The sequence below is a fragment of the Yersinia enterocolitica genome (genome assembly GCA_002082245.2).
GTDB lineage: Bacteria > Pseudomonadota > Gammaproteobacteria > Enterobacterales > Enterobacteriaceae > Yersinia > Yersinia enterocolitica_E.
This window is the reverse complement of the sequence record NBTC02000002.1, coordinates 1,964,652-1,985,209: the sequence shown is the minus strand read 5'-3', so window position 1 is coordinate 1,985,209 and position 20,558 is coordinate 1,964,652. Positions and strand designations below refer to the sequence as shown.

Below are 20,558 nucleotides of genomic sequence, written 5' to 3'. Positions count from 1 at the left end.
TTACGACCCAGTAATCAAGCAAGTATTCAGTTGCTCTACTATGAAGAAAGAATTCCTAAAACTGTTGTTTGAAGAGTCGGGAACAAAAAATTGATATCGTAATAAACGTGAGATATTCCTATGCCGATATTCTAGAAAGTAGCTCACTGGCCGCTACTGGGTGGCCAGTTGCCGCTTGCTCACTGGGAGGAACGAATACCATTGATATAATAGAAAGATAATTTTCAATAGGAGCAAATATTATTGCCAGATAATTCTTAATCTAGAATCGTACTCGATTAACCATGCAATATAAGAAGAGGTCAGAGTTCATTCACCTTTATAAGATATGTTATGCTGACCAGATTAATGCCACATAAAAATAAATTAAAATATTTGGTGAAGTAATTTAGTAAGTAGACAAGGGAAATGGAGATAAAAATGGATAAAAGCTATATTATCAATGGGCATGTCATATTCTATCCTGGCAGCGGTATAGTATCTTCACTATTAACAGGTAATACAGTTAAACTTAATGCCCCTACGGCACAATTATTAGAGGCTTTTGTCTCCCGTGTGGGAATGACAATTTCACAAAGTGAACTTTATAATATTGCCTGGGGTGAAAAAGGTTCGAGTGTCACTCCTAACACGTTGTATCAAAATATCTCTTTATTACGAAAAGCACTCAAAGATGTTGGTGTTATCGGTGAGTCTGTAACAACTGTTAGAGGGAAAGGTTTTATTTTTACTATGGCAACAGTTATAGAGAATATGACTGATAACGAGATTGTGAAAAACATCAGTTTAGAGTGTAGCGATAACAAAACAAAAAAAAAGATGATTATTGTATATTCAATAATGATGGGGGTTTGTTTTATACTAATTTTACTGTACTTTTTTATAAAATCACAACCTGGTTATTTTGTTGCAAGAAAGTCTGATGGATTTTCCTTTAGTCATATAAATGAAAAATGTTTCATATATTATGATAATAGTAATGATATGAATTCAATCATCCCCGATATAGATGTTTTTTTAGAAGGCACTCTATCATCTTGCCAAGTTTACCCCTATATTTATATATCTCTGAGTGAACTTCACTCCACTATTTCACTAACATCGTGTAAAAATGAAATCATAAACAACAGTAAAAATGTATGTAAGACAGAGTTGTTTTATGATTTTGACTCACTAAATAGATAATACTGCATTACCGTACGTCAGATAATAATGCTGTATAACCAGATTGTTTTTTGAGCGATCAATACCTCTTCTAATGTATTCATCTAATTTTTCAGTATATCCCCACATTTTAAATAGATATAAATTAATTAAGGGAGCCAAGGTGTGAGTATTGTACTCATACATGGCTTTAGGTTATCAAGAGGATGGTAAAAATGATATTTTTAATATTAATCAATATGTTGCATTTGAATTTCGGATGGGCGTTAAGTAGGATAGGCAACTGAAAAATTTAAGTTATCTATCTTAACTATATATATTGTGCTAGTTAAGAATTAATTAAAACTGTTTTATTTTATTTTTTGCAGACATGAAGTAATAATCCCACCTCTTAAAAAACGAAGAGTGGAAGTTTAGTTATGTGCAAAAGGAATAAAGATATTATTAAGGATGGTGGTAATTTAAGAACAAAAATTGCCACCATTGTGTGTTTCGCATTTTCAGTACTCTCTACTTCACCTCAAGCTGCGGCTGAAGATGGCACCATTACTTTTACGGGAGCAGTCTCTGCTGTTACTTGTAAAATTACTGGTGGAACAGAAGCAGGGAGTGCCGGGACTAATGATTTTACCGTTCCGCTTAAAACTGTCAGTACTTCTGCATTATCAAGTGTTGGTCAACGTGCGCAAGCAACTAAATTTTATATAGCACTAACAGGAGCAGAATGTACTGATGGCGCAAAAGCAAATGTGAATTTTGAAAGAGCCAGAGACACGATTGACGATAGCACTGGCAATTTGAAGAATTCTGCTGTAGACGCTGCAGCTAATGTGCAAATTAGTATTCTAAATAAAGATACTACTCCTTTAAATTTAGCGGTAGCAAATGATAAACATCAAGAAGAAACTATTTCAGGTAACAGTGCTCGATTTGATTATTGGGCAGAATATGTAGCCACCGGAGTGGTGACTGCGGGTAATGTAGAATCAAGTCTTATTTATTCTATAGTTTATAACTAATTTTTGGGGGCTTGCTCTTTAAGAGCCAGTCCCCGATGATTATTTTTTTCAATGGTTTTAGGATGTAGGAAATGAAGTTATTAAAAATACTTCTAATAGGTTTTTTTGCGTGTGGAGGATATTCGGCCTATGCCTCTATTCAAATTATGGCAACGCGAATAATTTTTGATGAAAAAAGTAAAGAACAAGTTATTAGAGTCAATAATATTGGGGGGCTCCCCTCATTAGTCCAAGTGTGGTTAGAATCCGATAGGGATTCCATAGATTCTGGTGATGTGGAAAAAGAAGATTTGCCTTTTGTTATTAGCCCTCCAGTTTCGCGAATAAATGCGGGGAAAGGAAAGTCGTTTAGAGTTTTTAAAACAGAAGAAGCAAAAGTAAAATTTCCCCGTGATAGAGAGACATTGCTCTGGGTAAATGTGCTTGATATACCACCAGAGGTGGAAAATGATAATGCAAAAAATAAGCTAAATCTTGCATTTCGTACACGCTTAAAGTTCTTATATCGCCCAATCGGCTTATCTTCAGATCCAAGAGTTGCGGCTGAAAGTGTTAGTTGGGTGGCAAAAAGGACAGGTAAGGCGATTAATATCAAAGGTGAGAATAAGTCACCGTATCACATATCAATCGGTAAATTTGTAGTAACTGATGGCAGCAAGAAAATTGATTTAACGGGAGGGATGATCCTTCCTTATTCGAACTATGAATTTGATTTTAAGGTTACAGATCTTAGTAATCAGCCTATTAAATTATTTTATAGCTATATTACTGATTTAGGTGCATTTGTAGAAAAGGAAATAATATTAGAATAATAAGTTAAATATAAAATAACAATACAGGCGCTATGATTATAATGAAATTTTTCATTTTTGGTATTACCCTATGTTTTTTCCCACTACAGTCATATGCTGTGGGGAAATATAATTCTATTCCACAGGGACAGGTTAAATTTAAGTCTGGCTTTATGAAGTTTTATGATCATGGGATTAATTTAGAGGATTTTGATGGTGAAGATACAGTAAAAGCTGGAAAGTATTATGTAGAAATGAATTTAAACTCAAAAAATATTGAAAGTTTAAATGTTAACTTTATTGAAACAGATAAAGAACAAGGTGTTCAACCTTGTTTCACTCCGAAAGATATACTGGCTTTTGGTGTAAGACTGAGCATGCTCCCTCAGGACTGGCAAGGCAATGGTTGCATCTTAATTAACGATATTATCCCAGATGCAACAATAACTTTTGACGATAGCGATCAGAAGCTATATCTGACGATACCACAGGTCTATGTGGAGAGTACGCCTAATGGATATATTAGACCAGAGTTATGGGATGAGGGTGTACCAGCATTAACCTTAGCTTATAGTTTTAATGCATCTAATTATAAAAACTCATCTGAATATAATGATAATAAAAAAAACAAACAATTTTATTATGGCAGCTTGAATACATCAGCAAAGCTAGGACCATGGCGATTTTATACTAATGGTATGGCAAATAGTAGTAGTGATGAAAGTGTAACGTGGAATAACCAATCTGCTTATATACAGAGATCATTCGCGGCCAATCAGTCACAATTTATCCTTGGAGATGTGAATACTACTGGGGCTATGTTTAATACCACGCCACTTCGGGGGGCCAGTCTATATACTGATGATCGCATGCTGCCAAATTCTATGCGGGGATATGCACCAGTAATCAGAGGGGTCGCCGACAGTAATGCCTTGGTCACCATCCGACAAAATGGCAATGTTATCCATGAAACAAATGTTCCCCCTGGCGAGTTTATTATAAATGATTTAAATACAGCCGGTTATGGTGGGAATCTTGAAGTAACTATCAGAGAAGCAAGCGGAAATATAAGAGTACAAGTTGTGCCTTATTCTAGTATTCCTCAACTTTTACGTGAAGGATACTCAAGATACACGGCCACAGTAGGTGAAATAAGAAGCTCAAACCTTAGTGATCCACCTATGTTATTTGAGGGGAGCTATCAATATGGATTTAATAATTATATTACTGGCTATGGTGGTATACAGAAAACTATATCAACTGATTATTTTGCATTGCTTGGTGGGGTTGCATTTAATACACCAATCGGTGCGTTAAGTTTTGATGCGACACGTTCTTCAACTTCAGTTAAAGCAGATGATGAATCGCAATGTGACTCTACATTTTGCAATATGAGTTTTAAAGTAAGCCTGGCGAAGGTCGTTGAACCAACAAAAACTAATTTTAGCTTAATGGCATATCGCTATTCAAGTAGTAATTATTTTACATTAATGGATGCGCTTAATACCGTTGAGGCCCAAAAGAGTGGCAAAGGTATTCGGACTGAAAATTATCGCGAAGTACTTGAAGCAAATATAAATCAAAATCTATCCCCTGGTTGGGGAAGCCTCTTTTTAACAACCTACTATGGTCGATACTGGTATAAAGATGTTAATGAGAAGAATACGTTAAACTACCAAGTTGGCTATGCAAACTCGGTAGGGTCAGTCAATTATAGCTTAGGTTTTAATCGGTTAAATAATCGCTATGGTAATGGTGAGAATACCTTACGTTTATCACTCAGCATTCCATTAGATACGGCTTCAAGTTATCGTAATAGGCCAAGATTAACGTCGACAATAAGTCATAATGATCGCGAGTCCCGATTAAAAACAGCGATTAGTGGTACTGTGGGCGAACATCAAGAATATAGCTATGGATCTTGGATCGATGGAACAAGCAATAGTGATCGCAATTTCGGCGTTAACGGTGGATATAGTGGTAACACATCATTAATAAATCTTGGTTATAGCCAAGGTAGATCGAACTCTATGGCTTCAGTAAATTTAAGTAGTGGTATTGTCGTGCATGCCGGCGGAGTGAACCTATCGCATTCTATTAGCGATACCCTGGGTATTATTGAAGCCAAAGGTGCGACTGGAGCCAGTATTTATCCTTATACAAATGCGCGGGTAGCTAAAAATGGATATGCTATTTTACCGTATTTGTCACCATTTCAATATAATGATATCTCTCTTAATGTAAAAGATATGCCAACTAATATAGAGATTGAAGAGGATAGAATTAAAATAGTGCCAACAGCAGGTGCTTCTGTATTGGTTAAGTTTGATACTAAAAATATTAATAACCAAATTCTTAAGATTAAGAATGAAGAAGGACACTATATCCCCTTTGGGGCCAACGCCTATAATGCTGCTGGTGATTCACTAGGTGTGGTTGGTCAAGGTGGGAATATCATTCTCTCGAGTGAGAAATCGCAGAGTATTACTATTGTTTGGAACAGTAAAGAAGGTATACAGAAATGTTTTATCAACTATATACCTGAACTCTATTCTGACTATGAAAACATAAAAATCGTCAACACTATTTGTCGTAATGAAAGTAGCCAACCTAATTGAGGTGAATGTTATATGTTAATTATTAGGATGTTAACCCTTATTGCTTTGTCGTTAGGTTGGATGAGTTCGAGTGTAATAGCTGCAACCTGTTCGGGAAATGTAGCAACGGTTGCTATGCCTCAATTGGTTCTTAACCCAGCAGAAAATGGAGCAATAGGTACTGTTCTTGGATCGCGGCTTATTCCCGTTAATACATTAAATTATACCTGTGGGGTGGGGGTAAAAACCCGCCTAACGTCTACTTATACGCGCGGTAATTCTTTATCAGCTCTTCCTGATGTATACAGTACTGAAATTGGTGGTGTAGGAATCAGAATAAAATGGCCCGTTAGCCGTGACGCTGCTTATTTTCCAACGATTCAAGATTGTCAATCGCCTTGCACCATAAATAATGACGGTTTATTAATCGAATTTATTCAAATCGGAAAAATAACAGCGGGGGATATCCCCCAGGGTGAAATTGCAAAGGTTGTCCTTACTGCAGCTGAGGAGACAAGCAATAGTGTAACATTATTATCTATAGTGTTAACAGCCAATACTTCAGTTGTTGTACGTTCCTGCATGATCGCAAATTCAAATTTAAATATTGATTTGGGCAGCTATCCTCTTTCTGATTTCAATATAGGTAATAAACATGGAACTCAAGTTCCATTTTCAATCTCAGTATATTGTCCACAGGCGTCTTCTGTAAAAATAGCATTTACCACTGTTGAACAACAACCTGTAGGCTCCTCTAGAGGGGTTATCCGAAATACTATTCCCGTTGAAAATGGTGGTGCGAAAGGAATAGGGACAAGGATGTTAACTGGGAATGGGATTATTGCTCAACAGGTGGATGGTACAAAATCATCCGAAATTATATTTAACGTAGATGAACATAAAGATCTGAACTATTTTGCTCAAATATACATAGTGGATTCAGATAGGAAAAACATCACATCAGGAAATGTTGCTGGCCAAGTTTATTTCAATTTAACGATAGAGTAATATCATGTTTGGTATCGTCAGAATGGTTATTATTAATAGGATGTATTTAACAGGCTGCATTGTCGCGCCATTCGCATTTATGTGCGCACAGGTTAATGCTCAAATACAGCCACCACAATTAAATACTCAAGCATCAAACGCATCCAGAGAATTAGATAGACTGGAACGTAGCCGTACACGCTCAATGATTCAAGATGAAAAACGTAGAGAGAGCGAAATAAGACGTCAGAATAATATTCTCAATGAGCAGCATGAGGATAGTCTTTTGAAGTCAAAATATACGTTTTTTATTCATCATATTAGTATTGAAAACGATGATATCTATGCCAATTCACCACAAAGGCAGAAGATTATTATGCAATTCTTAGATACTGAGATGGGACAAAAGGAGATAATGGAATTGGTTAAGGATTTGACCAATTTCTATGTTGGCAAGGGTTATGCGACAACGCTGGTGACTGTTCAACCGGGTAGTTTACGTGAGGGGGTACTTAAATTAGAGGTATTATGGGGGAAGATTTCAGGATTTAGTGTCGAGGGGAATCCACCCACATTCTTTGAAAAAACCAGACTGTTTAGTGCAATTCCTTTTGCCCAAGGGAATAAGCTTAAAATGTCAGATATTGACCAAGGGTTGGATAACTTACTTCGAGTTTCGAGGACTGATAAATTACAAATTGTTCCATCGGATGACTTTGGCTACTCAACTTTAGATCTCAGTAATTCAGCGTATTTCCCTATCTCACTCTCTGTAGGGATGAATAACTCAGGCCGTGAGGCTGATGGTTGGCATCAATACAATTCGACTTTGACAGTAAATAATTTTTCCGGATTTAATGACTCTTTATCTTTCTATTATGCTTACAATGATTTGTATGCCAAAACCGATAGTCAAAGTTCTTGGTCTATGAATTATAGTTTACCACTTGGCTATTGGTTGCTAGATGCTTCCTTATATCGTTCTGAATATGAGAAGGTTATTGGTGGATACTTTGGTGGCTATCATAGTGAAGGTTCTTCCCAGCGAGCTTCTACTAAATTAAGCCGAGTTATTTTTCGAGACGCAGTGGGGAAGTTTAGTGCTTATACAAAAGTCGAAGGCCGCGATAATACTAATAAAATAGAAGATATAAAAATAGGGGTTAGTAGTAAAAAATACAGCAGTATTGCCCTTGGGGTAACTCGGGTTGGCACACTTTGGGGGGGCGGTTTATTTTGGGATCTGAGTTCGACTGCGGGTGTTCCCTGGTTTGGTGCAGCATGGAAAAATGAACCTGACTTAAAAGGGTTTGATCTAAACTACATAAAATATAATGGCATAATTAGCTGGTCTAAGTCATTGGCCCAATATGGTCCAGTGAGTTTATCATATGAAGTTAATTCAGGATTTCAATTTACAAAAGATATATTAGTGAGTGATGGTAAACAATCAATTGGTGATGAATATACCGTTCGTGGTTACAAAGAAAGTTCAGTATCGGGACATAACGGTGGTTACATTTCCAATACAGTTCAGCTGCCCATTGCTATCAATAAATTGGGGATATGGCAGGTGTCGCCTTTTGCTGGCTATGATCTTGGTTTTATTAAAAACAACTGTACTGATGATATGGGCTCGTGCCCTGCAGAGTATTTAACTGGAGCTGCTCTTGGCCTTAAGGCTGTAGGTAGCCATTTCTCCACTTCATTAACATTGGGTTATCCTCTAACCAAACCATCAACATTAAGGAATTCTGATATTGATTCTAGAACACTAAGTTACAGGTTTGATTTACGATTCTAAATAAATAATAAATTCTATCTTAATAAAGTTATATCCAGCAAACCGCAGGAGCTTTACGCATGAGAAAAAATAAAGGTAAGACCAATAATTCTACATCATCTTTTATTGGGAAACTAACTCAAGAAAATCTACATAAAAAGTTGTGCCCTATTTATTTGGCATTGGTTGCAGTATTGCCCAGTTTGTCTTATGCAAACTTAGTTCCCGATACAAGTTCAAATGCGCCAACGATTTCAGAGTCAGCCAATGGAACACCGACAGTAAATATTATTAATCCAAACGGTAATGGGATTTCTCACAATAAGTTTGACGACTTTAATGTTGGCCCAGATGGTTTGATTTTTAATAACAGCATGCAGGATGGTGTCAGTAGCATAGGTGGTTATATAATTAAAAACGGTCAGCTACAACAAGAAGCTAGCGCTATCATTAGTGAAGTTACGGGTGCCAAGGGATCGTATTTAAATGGCACAATGGAAGTGTTTGGGAAAAAAGCTGACCTTATCATTGCAAATGAAAATGGCATATCTGTGAATGGCGTATCAACCATTAATGCGAATAACTTAACTCTCAGTACAGGTCGAGTGGAATATGGTGAGAATGGTAATATTCAATTAAATGTTAATAAGGGTATGATTGCAGTAGAAGGACAGGGACTATCTACTGAAGGATTAACCCACTTTGATATGATCAGCCGTACGGTAAAACTCGATGGTGAAGTCTCTGGGAGTGCCGATATTAAAGTTGTTGCGGGGCTAAATACTTACGACACACAAACACGACAGCACCAGATTCGTAACTTATCGGCTGCAGATACCCCTAAAGTTGCTATTGATGGCAGTTCATTGGGTTCCATGTATGGGGGAAGAATACAGCTAATCAGTACCGAAAGCGGTGTTGGGGTTAGACATAAAGGTAGCTTAGTCGGTAATCAGACTGTTGAGATATCGGCCGATGGTGATTTAGCACTGACAGCAATTAGCAGCAAGTCAGGTGATGTTAATTTATCTGGCAACAATATCGATATTTCAGTTAATGAAAATACAGGCTTTGGTGGTGTTATCAGTAATGGTGACCTAATTATTAGAGCTTTATCTCAAGCTAAACTCAGTGCTGATGCAGTATCAAAAAATGGCAATATTAGAATTACTGCTGACTCATTGTTGCAAAATGCAGCACGTATTTTTGCAATGAGCGGTGATAGTGACAAAATAGATGTAACATCAATTTTCATTGATGTTAAGGGTGAATATAAAATAACAGGGACACTTTTCGCTCTTGATGCTTCAGGTAAAAAAATAGAGAATGCAATTATATCCCTTGTGGATGGTAATTATATTGTATCGATTAACGGCGAAACTATTGATTCCGCAACTATAAGTTCTGATGCTGCTATTAGCAGTCAGTCAGGCAATGTTATAGTTAAGGCTAATTCATTTTTAAATCAAGGTGCGGGAGTTAATAGCCAGAAAGGGACGTTAAGCTTCACTATTAACGAACTATTTGACAATGATGGTGTTGTCAATGCGAGTGGTCCGCTGAGCATTGTCGCTAATGATTTACATAATAAAGGTGTTTTATATACTGAGCAAGACGCAAATCTTATTCTCGGATCTCTAATTAATAAAGGATTACTGCAAGCTGATAAAAAAAATACCATTAAGTCAAATAGTATTAATAATAGTGGGCGAATTGTCTCAGCCGCCTCAATGTTAGATATTTCCATTGTCAATGGAAGTGCCATTAATAGTGGTGTATTGTCCGGTAAAAATGTTGCTATTCGCCAAGTTAGTGATGGCGGTTTATTGGAAAATACCGGGGTAATTAACTCAGAAGAATCTATTGATATAACAACAGAAAGTGTTTTCAATAGTGGTGATATCACAGCAGCTAAAGATTTATCACTAAATATCAGTAAGGAAGTTAATAATCAAAATGGGGGTAGTATACTCTCAGGTGCCAATCTGAAAATAAATAGCAGTGGGGTTCATGCAGTTAATATAAATAATAACAACAGTTTAATTCAAGGTGGTGCTATTGAAATTAGTAACGCTAACACTATTACAAATAGTAATAATGCAAAACTAATTTCAGAAGGCTCACTTAAGCTTGATGACATTAAAGAGTTAAATAACAAAGGTAGTTCGTCACTCATTCAAGCGAACGAGATTATATTAACGAATATTGATAGCATTAAAAATACTGATGAAGCAAAAATACTCGCGGCTGACCAGTTGTCAATTAGCCATTCGTCAGAATTAATTAATCAGAACTCATCTATACTCGCCTCTGGTGATATTCATTTGAGGAATATAGAAACGATAAAGAATGTAGATGGATTTATTAATGCAGATGGAACTGTAAGCATAAATAATAGTACTAATCTGTTTAACACAGGAACTGGAACCACCCAATATTCTGGTTCAGGGATAATCGCGAATAATATTGATATTCATTCTGTTGCCAATGTGGAAAATTCCGGTGGAAGTTATATTTCAGCATTGGGAGAATGGTTAAAACTAGAACTTATTAATAGTATTATAAATGATAAGAGTAGTGTTATAACATCAGATAATGGCCTAATGATATCTAATATAGATAATCTAAATAACAAAGGCGTTATATACTCTGGTGTTGATATGTCTCTAGCTAATATTGGGTCTTTATCCAATATAGGTGATGGGACGGGAAATGTTGGTGTTATTAATGCGGGTAGAAATTTATACGTCAGTTATGTCAGTAGTTTTATTAATTCCATTGCGGCAATTATTAATTCTGATGGTGACGGCACCTTCAAAAACATCAATAAACTAGATAATATTAATGCGATAATTCAGGCATCAGGGATATTGTCCGTAGAGGCTAATACTATTGTAAACAGTAGTGATAAAGGGTCATCAGCTGGTGACGCTATCATTATTGGTGTTGGTGGGCTTACAGTGGAGTCAGACTCTATTTCTAACCTGAATGGAGCGACCTTATTTTCTGATGCTGATATTTCTATTAGATCAAAAAATGTAAATAACAGTGGCTCTAATATCAGTGGTAATAATGTTGATATTCAATCTGATAACTTAAATAACAGTGTCGGTTATATTTATTCGGCTAAAAATTTATTAATTAAGCTAGCTGAATCTTTGAATAATTTATCTGGTGACATTTTTAGTGATAATAATCTCTCTTTAATTCTCTCTAAAGATTATCGCTACAATGATGATAGTGGTGATATTAATGCTAGAGGTGAGTTCTCTATTAAGACTACGGGTTCTATCATTATTGACCGTATTCTGGAAAGTGCTGCAAGCATACTACTTAATGCAGATGAGAACATTAAAATTTCAAGTAATCAATCTATTTTGAGTCTTAAGGATGTCATTCTTAAGGCAATTAATATTACTAATAGTAGTGGGGCTTTGATTTTCTCCTCGCAAGATATTATTATTGATGCAGAGAAAGGTAAGTTTCTAAATGAAGAAAATGCTAATGTTCTTAGTATGGGTAAAATTGATATTGTTGCAGAGAATATAAAGAATGATGGTGGTAATATTCGTTCTCAAGGCGATATGGCATTAGATGCTAAAATTATTGATAATATTAGTAAGTATGATAATCCTGGATGGGTTACAGGCCCTGCACAAAATGCTGAAGGTTCACATGAATGGAAGCAAGGGTTTATTAGCCTGGTATATTATAACGCAAAACTCTCAGGTTCAATTCCAACGTGGATTGGTGATTTTAAATTAACTAAAATGGCCGAAATTTCATCCGGCGGTAATTTAAATATTAATCAAAAGAATATTTATAGTACTAAAACGTTAAATAATACAGGTGGTATTATTCAATCAAGTAAGGATATGATAATATCTGGAACTGTTAATAATGCACCTGAATATAATGAAATGTCATTTTTCTATTATTTGACGGAGACGCTGAGTACCCCGATTGAGCTGGAGGTATATAGAAAAGTGATAGGTAGCGACTCTGGCTATGCTCAGTTTAATACGCTATATCAATTGCTGGACTTTTATTTCGGTGATGGAAGTCCGGAGTCTGTCTCAGGGCAGGGGTCATATATATATGATTCTAAGTCCAACAGCTTTAATAGCTTAAAAGAAATGGCCAAACAGAGTGAACAATTAAACAGTGTTATGAAAAGATTGTTCGGCGATGCGTGGTTATCTGAAAGCCAAGAAAAGTTATCACAAGATTGGGCCAGGGTAACTGGCTCCAATAATGCTTCTTTGAAAGATTTAAAAGATTATGGTTTGTCGGATAATAACGGTGGGATTATAGCAGGCGGTAATCTGACTCACAATGGTGGAGCATTTAACAATGGATTATTCGGTGCGAAACTTGAAGGTGAAAAAATAACAGTTGCCATCGGTGATAAGGAGGTTGTGGTAACTCAAAATCCTTATGAAATTAATATTGGGTTGAAAACAATTGCCGAACTGACGAAAGGATTAAGTACCACAAAAACCTATACCGAACTCGCTAAAATTCAGGGGTTATTTGTTTCTAACCAGAAATGGAAAGATGTTGATTTCACTGCCAAGGTCGGGGATGGTGCCAGTAACCATATTTATCCGTTTTATGAAACTCGAACTGAGATGATTGATCAGAGCCTTTTCTTTGGTTCGCAATATTTCTTTGACCAAATTGGCTATATACCAGAAACACCTGTTTTGGTTGTGGGCGATAATTATTTTATTAGTGAAGTTATTCGCCGCCAATTAAACGAGTCTGTTGGGACATTCTTCAGTGTGCGCGATGGTGTTGATGGCACCGAGTTGGTTGAGAAATTAATGTCCAATGCTGCAACTGTGAATGGAGTAGAAGATTTTACCGTCGGTAAAGCTTTAACTGATGAGCAGATTGCCGGACTGGATAAAGATATTGTTTGGTTTGTAACGGAAAATATCGATGGTCATGATGTACTCACACCTAAAATTTATTTCGCAACAACGACGTTAGAACAATTAGAAAGTGGCCGCTATGATGGTTCCGCCATAGTCCACGCTGGCGGTAATATGGATGTTGATGCATCCTCCTTTAATAATGTTAATGGCCAGATCAGTGCCGGTGGCAATATTAATATTCAATCAGAAGGTAATATTAATAATAGTAGTGTGGGCATGAATGGTGGTATCACTTCAGGTGGAGATTTATCATTGGTCTCCAGTGGTGGTTCTATAACCAACAGTGGCGCTGCTCTTAGTGCCGGTAATGATCTCACTTTGCAGGCAGATAATGGTTCAATTGAGCTTACTGCCAGCCAAGGCGCTAATGTTTCCGGTAATCAAGAACTTCATTATTATAATGATGGTGTCACCGCCGGTGGTAGCATTGACATGAGTGCCAAAGATATTACGGTTAATGCTGTTGATATTGCTGCGGAAAAAGATATCAGCCTGACTTCAACTGAAGGTGATGTCACCTTCAATAATATGTATGAGGTTGAGGGGAATTATGAATACAGCCATAAATCTACGGGGATACTAAGTCACGAATCGACAGAAACTGTCAGCTCAAGTGCTACGAGTGTTGATAGTTCGGTCAACGCCGGCGGCAAGTTTACCGTTAATTCCGCGAATGATATTGTTCTCAAAGGTGGTGAATATAATGCCCAATCGGGTGAATTGAAGGCTGCTGGCGATGTAGACATCCAAACATCACAAGATTACAGCTATTCTGAAACCACGGTTGAACGCACTGATCTAAAATTTGGTGCAGGCGCGAGTGGTTTTGGGCAATCGGCAGGTTATGATATTAGCGGTCTGGATGGGGAAAGTAGTAGTACCAGCACCGGTGAGCATAATAATCTTGGGTCGGATATCACCAATGCCGGGTCTAAGCCTGGTCGTGCTCCAACATCTTCCTCGGGTAATTTCCAAGCCGGGTTAGAAACCGTCACGACGGTTGATACTCAGCAAACGACGACAAATAATAATGCTTCACTTAACTTTACCGATTCTATGACATTAGAAGCGGGAAACACGGTTGATATTGGCGGTGGTAATTTTAACACTGAAGGTGCGTTGACTATTGTTGCCGATGAAGTCAAGTCTACAAAGTATGAAGATGAAGTGATAACCACGAGTGAGGAAACCGTTTCGTTTTATGGCGTAAAGGGTGAAGCTCATAGTTCAGTGGCTGATGCTGCTGATAAAGTCGGTAATTTGGTTGAAAAGGGCAATGACGGGCAAGAAATTGATGCCGGTTTAACGGCGGCAGAAGTGGCAGGTAGTGCTTCTAACCTTATGTTTAATGATTTGCTTGGAGGCTCAGTCTCAGTTGGATTCGATACCACGACGACCAGTAGTTCATCGACGACTAAAAGTGAAAACATCACTAATATAAATGCTGGTAATGTATCAATTACTAGTAATGGCGATACCACGTTAAAAGGTGTCGAATTATCGGCAGACAGTGTAGAGATCACTACTGGCGGTGATTTGAATATTTTAGCCGCCGAGTCCTCAACTGAGAGTTGGTCGCAAAAAGATACCCACTCTGCAGGCGTCAGTGCCGGGGCCTCCGCCGCTCCTACAGGAGCTGGCGCGGGAGTTTCTGTTGATTACCATGGCAGCACTTCAACCTCAACTGGCTCAAGCCACACATATACTAACTCCAACCTTAATAGCAGTGATATTAGCATTAACACTGGGGGAGATATGACTTTAGCTGGCGGTAATATTCAGTCAGAAACCGCCAACCTTAATATTACTGGCGATCTGAATGTGCAGAGTGTGCAAGATACGGTCAATAACCAGACTAATAGTAATGAGTGGGGTGGATCAGTCGGGGTTGCTGTTTCAACCAATGGAGGACTTATCCCAACATTGGCTGGGAACTACGGCCAAGGTGGCGAACATTATGATTCGAAGACTACAGGGACCCAGACCGGTATTAATACCACCGGTGAGCTGAATATCTCTACAGGAGGGGACCTCAATCTTACTGGCGCGCACATTGTTTCTGATTCCAAAACCGGTACTGTAGATGTTGCGGGCAATATTAACGCAGTCGAGCTATCAGATACTATTGATCAAGATGGTGCTTACGGTGGTGGTGGTGGTGGTATTTCTAAAACAGGCTTACCGACAGTCAATGGCTATTACAACACTGTGGAAAAAGTTGAATATCAGGAAGATCAAAAAGCGACCATCGATGTTGGTAATATTAAAGGAAATGTACAAGGTGAACTGAATACCGATGGTGAAACACTTTCTCAAGTAAATGTTGATAAAGTTACAGCATCAAATAGTATTTCATTTACTGCTGGCGGTTTATCGAGTTCAAATAAACCGGCAAAAAATGGCAATACATCAAAACCACCGAAAACCGCGCCGGTGAAAACTGACAAACCGACACCACCGAAACCTACTCCGGTGGAAACTGACAAACCGACACCACCGAAACCTACTCCGGTGGAAACTGACAAACCGACGCCACCGAAACCTACTCCGGTGGAAACTGACAAACCGACACCACCGAAACCTACTCCGGTGGAAACTGACAAACCGACACCACCGAAACCCACTCCGGTGGAAACTGACAAACCGACACCACCGAAACCCACTCCGGTGGAGACTGACAAACCGACACCACCGAAACCCACTCCGGTGGAAACTGACAAACCGACCCCACCGAAACCCACTCCGGTGGAAACTGACAAACCGACCCCACCGAAACCCGCTCCGGTGGAAACTGACAAACCGACACCACCAAAGAATCGACCATCAAAACCAGTGAAAGGAGAGGAGAAGCCAAATCATATGAGCCCTAGTTATCCAGGTTCTAAACTAGGTGGTGATTTCAAAGGTCATTTACCAAAAGATGATAAAAACTCTTCTCGGTGGATCAAAAAAACTGCCACAGGAGATGAGCCAGTATCATACCCTAAGCCATCCGAGATTCGGCAGTCTACACCGCCGTCTAAAGCGCCAGTTTCTTCGGGTAAGCCGCCTGCAGAAAGCAATCCAAATCATATGAGCCCAAGTTACCCAGGCTCGAAACAGGATGGTAGTTTTGTCGGTAGTTTACCTAAAGATGATGGTACATCGTCAGGTTGGATCAAACACCCGACAATATCAGTGCCAACGGATTCGTCCAAACGATAGCCTAGACTAGGTCTATCGAGATAATACTAACAACAGGCTGCCATTACTTTGCAGCCTGTAATTTAACAATAGGATCTATTTATCCAATTCTTTCTACCGATGCTGAGTTTTAAAGGTGATATAACATGATGGAGATGATTCGGTATAATAAGGCTGTTATAAAAGCCGAACAAATTGTACCTACTTAATTATAATGGAATTTAGGATCATCTTTACGAGATGAAAATAGAATGTTTATGAAAAATATACTCTCCATCTGCATTAAAAAAAATTTGAAGATTTCTATTTTGATTTTTATCATGATCTCTATTTGTTTGTTTCTCTTTTTAAGAGGCAGTAATGATGAAAAAGAGAGAGGATTAAATGTAATAAAATGTAATGCTGAAGTCATCATTCACAGTAATGTACCTGGTATGGTTGCCAATGTTAACATTGATTTTTCAGTCAATTCTACTAATGGTATTGTTTCTATTGATGGTAAGCTTTATAAGGATCATAAGAGTATAGGGGTGATTAGTCGCAGGATTATTTTTTACGTCTACTCGATTAATGATATACTCTTATTAAGATCAGTAAACAATTGGGCTAGCGAGGTAAATAGTATTGATGATACTTTGATTAATGAAGTCATGATCCATGAGTTCTACACCACACCAAATAGAAAAATGCAAATTACGTTCTCGAAAAAAGAGGAGGGCTATTATGGGATATCTACAAAAAGCATTCCATTTATATATTGCTCGCCACGGTAGACTTGCTGATGAGTACAATTGTTGATGGTTTTAATTTTTACAAACAGTCCTTACTTTAGATAGCACATGTCATTTAACTGCTATATTGCTCCAGTCGTTATGGTATATAATATTTAAAATTGTGGTGAGGATCCTGGCTCGTCGTTCTTCAACCCTAGAAACGAAATGTAAGTTCAAGTTGCATTCATCTGTCGCTACTCATTCAGTTTACTGTGAAAAAAAGTAGTCTTAGCAGAGAAGTACTGCACAATACTCTCAATGGGTCGTATCTTACTTAATCTGATATTGTCAATCCGAGTCAGATTAACCTTTGTGACGAACTGCTAATCCTTGGTAGATTTGCCATCGCAATGTTCTCTTTTATTGATTATTATTGCTGACTATCTATAATAAATTTTTGATACGTATCATTGGAAATAATTGGCATGAGTAAATGTTATACTATAAATGATAATATTACATTTTACCCTGAAAGTGGTATCCTCTCATCCTCTTTGGGTGGCGCTCGCATTAAGATCAACGTGCCAACAGCACAATTACTAGAGGCGTTTGTTAATAGAGTTGGTTTGATAATATCGCAAAGTGATTTGTATTCAATTGCTTGGGGTGATAATGGTGTGAATGTCACACCGAACACTCTGTATCAAAACATTTCATTATTACGTAAAGCATTGCAAGATATCGGGTTGTCTGGTGAAGCCATCACGACTGTAAGAGGAAAAGGGTTTATCTTTACGGTCACTAAAGTTGCAGAATGCGAAGTCGATATTGACCCTGAAGATGAAGTTGATGAAATTATTATCGAGAATATTGTCCCTCAGCAGCAAGATGAGAAATTAGTAACCAAAAATAAATATAAAATATATAATATAGTATTACTATTCGCATCTGTGTTGATTTTCTTTGGCGCTGTTTTTTATTTTATCCATAAAAGTATTCCTAAGCGTATAATCGATTATCCTAAAAACTTCACATTTTTATCAAAAATTGATGGGTGCAGTATATTCACCAGCACTGAATTACATAACTTGGAAAGTCAGGAGAAAGTTAATACGTTTCTAAGTGGCCAATCATTAGAGTGTAATAATTACCCTTATATTTACTTAAACTATACAATAAGACACCCTACAATATCAGTTATTTCTTGTGAGTTTGAAGTTAATTATAGTAAGAAGAATAATTGTAGAACTGAAATATTCGTCAATCATGGTGGTTTTAATGAAATCAAATACTAAATACATACTGCTGATTTTCATATCAGTCATCATGATTGTTTCCGCTATTGCTTATGCTTATTTTTTAGCGGATAACAACAATAAAAAACTAAATTGCCATGGTGTGCATTATACGTATAGTAAAAATTTTAACATCAAGTCCAATGTTGAAATAAATCTATATAGCAAAAATGGTTATATGATAATAAATGGAATTGTTACTAATAATAACATACCCTATCAATTAACCAGGAAGACACTATTTAATATCTCTGATATTGATAATAAAACGATTCTGACTTTTACTGGCGTTGAGATTAGTCTTTCAGACGAAGTGAGCCGAACTGATCTTGAACAAATGCTACCTAGTTTTATGTCTCAAGTAGGTAGTAATCTCTTAATTTCTATTTATAGAATTAACAATAATAATTATATTATTGAGTCTAATGGTGTGGCAAGTTTTCTGTGTAATAAGGATTAGTTTATTGGGTGTTCTGCTTAAAGGTCGGCATGGTTTTGACTATTTTAAATAGAGATATTTAAGCAGTTTTTTATCATACCCTATATCTTTATTATTTCTTTTTAAGGTTATATTCATTATTCTGAATATTAACCAAGTCTTAACTTGGCTAAATTCCGCTCAACTAAAGCCCATTTTCCTCTCGCAGTTGTAGTGAAATTCCCATGCAAGAAAATGACATAATTATTCTTTATTTCAATATGTTATGGTGCATACGTGACACTTTGATATGGGCTTCTTTGCATAATTTCATTAATTAATTTTTATTAAGACCTTATGATTTATATTATTTTTTAGCTTATGTTTTAATTGCTGCTCTAATTTTTTAATTCAAGTAAAGAGTACATTTTTATGCGCTGCATGATAACTATATCTGACCACAATAATTTTTTTTCGTATGGGTTGTATCATTTATTTAAGAGCCACCTTAAAGTTTGTTTATTGGTTAAGACTACGAGTCTTGACAATGAAACTGATGATGGCTTTATCGCTATATCCTTTTGTGAGAATGTCAGCGTTACTCTTAAAATTAGAGACAAAAAACATATGGCAAAAGAACTGGCTTCGGAAGTTGTCATTTTTAGGAATGACAGCATTAATCAATTAAGCCGTAAAGTTGAATGTATAATCGCCAATATGTTAAAGCATGGTCACGGGCATGATGTTATCTATAATGATCGTGGGGTAATTAAATTAACGTCAACTCAAATAAAAATTTGCAAATTTTTTTATGATGGGATTACCACTAAGACTGCTTCTCTTTTGCTGAATTTAAGTGAGAAAACCATTAGCACTCACAAACGAAATGTTATGAGGAAGATAAATGTTATTAATAATCAAGGGCTATATCTCTGGATTGAAAAGAATAAGAATCACTATTTTTAAATAGACGTGAAAATAAATTAATTTAAAATAATAAGGTTTTGCTTTGATGAACGATGTTGCTCTTGTTAATAAAATTTATTTCATATTGAAAATAATACTGTCTATCGTGTTCGTCTATTCCGTTTCATTTTTACTGCTAAAATTTAGATATGATAAAAATGATGTTATTAATTGTAATGCGAATCTGACCATTCATAGAGAAGAGTTGGGACTAATGACAAAACTTATGGTCGAATTTTCTATGAATAATAAAAATGGAATTGTCTATATTGATGGCGTTGTTTATAAAAATAATGAGAAAGTAGGCACGATAAGTCGTAGAACCTTTTTTGATGTAACAGCGATTAATGATGATTTGTTATTAACATCGAAGAGAAACTGGGTGACTGAAACTAATAATGTGGATGAATCTTTATTTTCAGATCTGATGCTATCGAGGTTTTATTTAGTTGATGATCATCCCATGGCTGCTTTCTTCACTAAAAATCGTAACGGAAGTTATTATATTTCGACTAAAACAATGCCCTATGTGTACTGCTCTAAGGTTTTAAGAGATCGCTAGAGTTTAGCTTTTTAGAAATAGTGGTCTATTAGCATACTGAGGATATCATTGCTGGTCAGCCTCCTGTAAGTAACCCGTCAACGCGAACCACTCATTCCGGCATACTGATTATGTCCCCTGGAGGAGACAGCCATGTGCAA

At 36.9% G+C, this 20,558-nt stretch carries 12 protein-coding genes; all 12 read left to right on the top strand.

Going from position 1 to position 20,558, the window contains the following annotated elements:
- Positions 1-408 precede the first annotated feature (408 nt).
- A complete protein-coding gene (locus A6J66_010505; protein PNM24574.1) occupies positions 409-1,185 on the top strand; it encodes a transcriptional regulator in 777 nt (258 codons plus the stop codon).
- 398 nt (positions 1,186-1,583) lie between these two features.
- Complete coding sequence (locus A6J66_010500; protein PNM24573.1) at positions 1,584-2,183, top strand: type 1 fimbrial protein; 600 nt, start codon at positions 1,584-1,586, stop codon at positions 2,181-2,183.
- A 71-nt stretch (positions 2,184-2,254) separates the two neighbouring features.
- Positions 2,255-2,995, top strand: coding sequence for a molecular chaperone (locus tag A6J66_010495; protein PNM24572.1), 741 nt, complete (start codon positions 2,255-2,257; stop codon positions 2,993-2,995).
- A 32-nt stretch (positions 2,996-3,027) separates the two neighbouring features.
- Positions 3,028-5,592, top strand: coding sequence for a fimbrial biogenesis outer membrane usher protein (locus A6J66_010490; GenBank protein PNM24571.1), 2,565 nt, complete (start codon positions 3,028-3,030; stop codon positions 5,590-5,592).
- Between the two features lie 12 nt (positions 5,593-5,604).
- Positions 5,605-6,579 (top strand): type 1 fimbrial protein, encoded by a 975-nt coding sequence (locus A6J66_010485; GenBank protein ID PNM24570.1) that lies wholly within the window; start codon positions 5,605-5,607, stop codon positions 6,577-6,579.
- 4 nt (positions 6,580-6,583) lie between these two features.
- Positions 6,584-8,362: a ShlB/FhaC/HecB family hemolysin secretion/activation protein gene (locus A6J66_010480; protein ID PNM24569.1), complete on the top strand. Its 1,779-nt coding sequence runs from the start codon at positions 6,584-6,586 to the stop codon at positions 8,360-8,362.
- A 59-nt stretch (positions 8,363-8,421) separates the two neighbouring features.
- Positions 8,422-16,485 (top strand): filamentous hemagglutinin N-terminal domain-containing protein, encoded by an 8,064-nt coding sequence (locus tag A6J66_010475; protein ID PNM24568.1) that lies wholly within the window; start codon positions 8,422-8,424, stop codon positions 16,483-16,485.
- A gap of 230 nt (positions 16,486-16,715) precedes the next feature.
- Positions 16,716-17,237: a hypothetical protein gene (locus A6J66_010470; protein PNM24567.1), complete on the top strand. Its 522-nt coding sequence runs from the start codon at positions 16,716-16,718 to the stop codon at positions 17,235-17,237.
- Positions 17,238-17,662: 425 nt separating this feature from the next.
- A complete protein-coding gene (locus A6J66_010465) occupies positions 17,663-18,472 on the top strand; it encodes a transcriptional regulator (GenBank protein ID PNM24566.1) in 810 nt (269 codons plus the stop codon).
- 31 nt (positions 18,473-18,503) lie between these two features.
- On the top strand, positions 18,504-18,932 hold the full coding sequence (locus A6J66_010460) for a hypothetical protein (protein ID PNM26975.1): 429 nt from the start codon (positions 18,504-18,506) through the stop codon (positions 18,930-18,932).
- Positions 18,933-19,322: 390 nt separating this feature from the next.
- A complete protein-coding gene (locus tag A6J66_010455) occupies positions 19,323-19,856 on the top strand; it encodes a LuxR family transcriptional regulator (GenBank protein ID PNM24565.1) in 534 nt (177 codons plus the stop codon).
- Between the two features lie 46 nt (positions 19,857-19,902).
- The gene (locus tag A6J66_010450) at positions 19,903-20,418 is read left to right on the top strand and encodes a hypothetical protein (GenBank protein ID PNM24564.1); all 516 of its coding nucleotides are present in this window, start codon (positions 19,903-19,905) and stop codon (positions 20,416-20,418) included.
- Positions 20,419-20,558 lie beyond the last annotated feature (140 nt).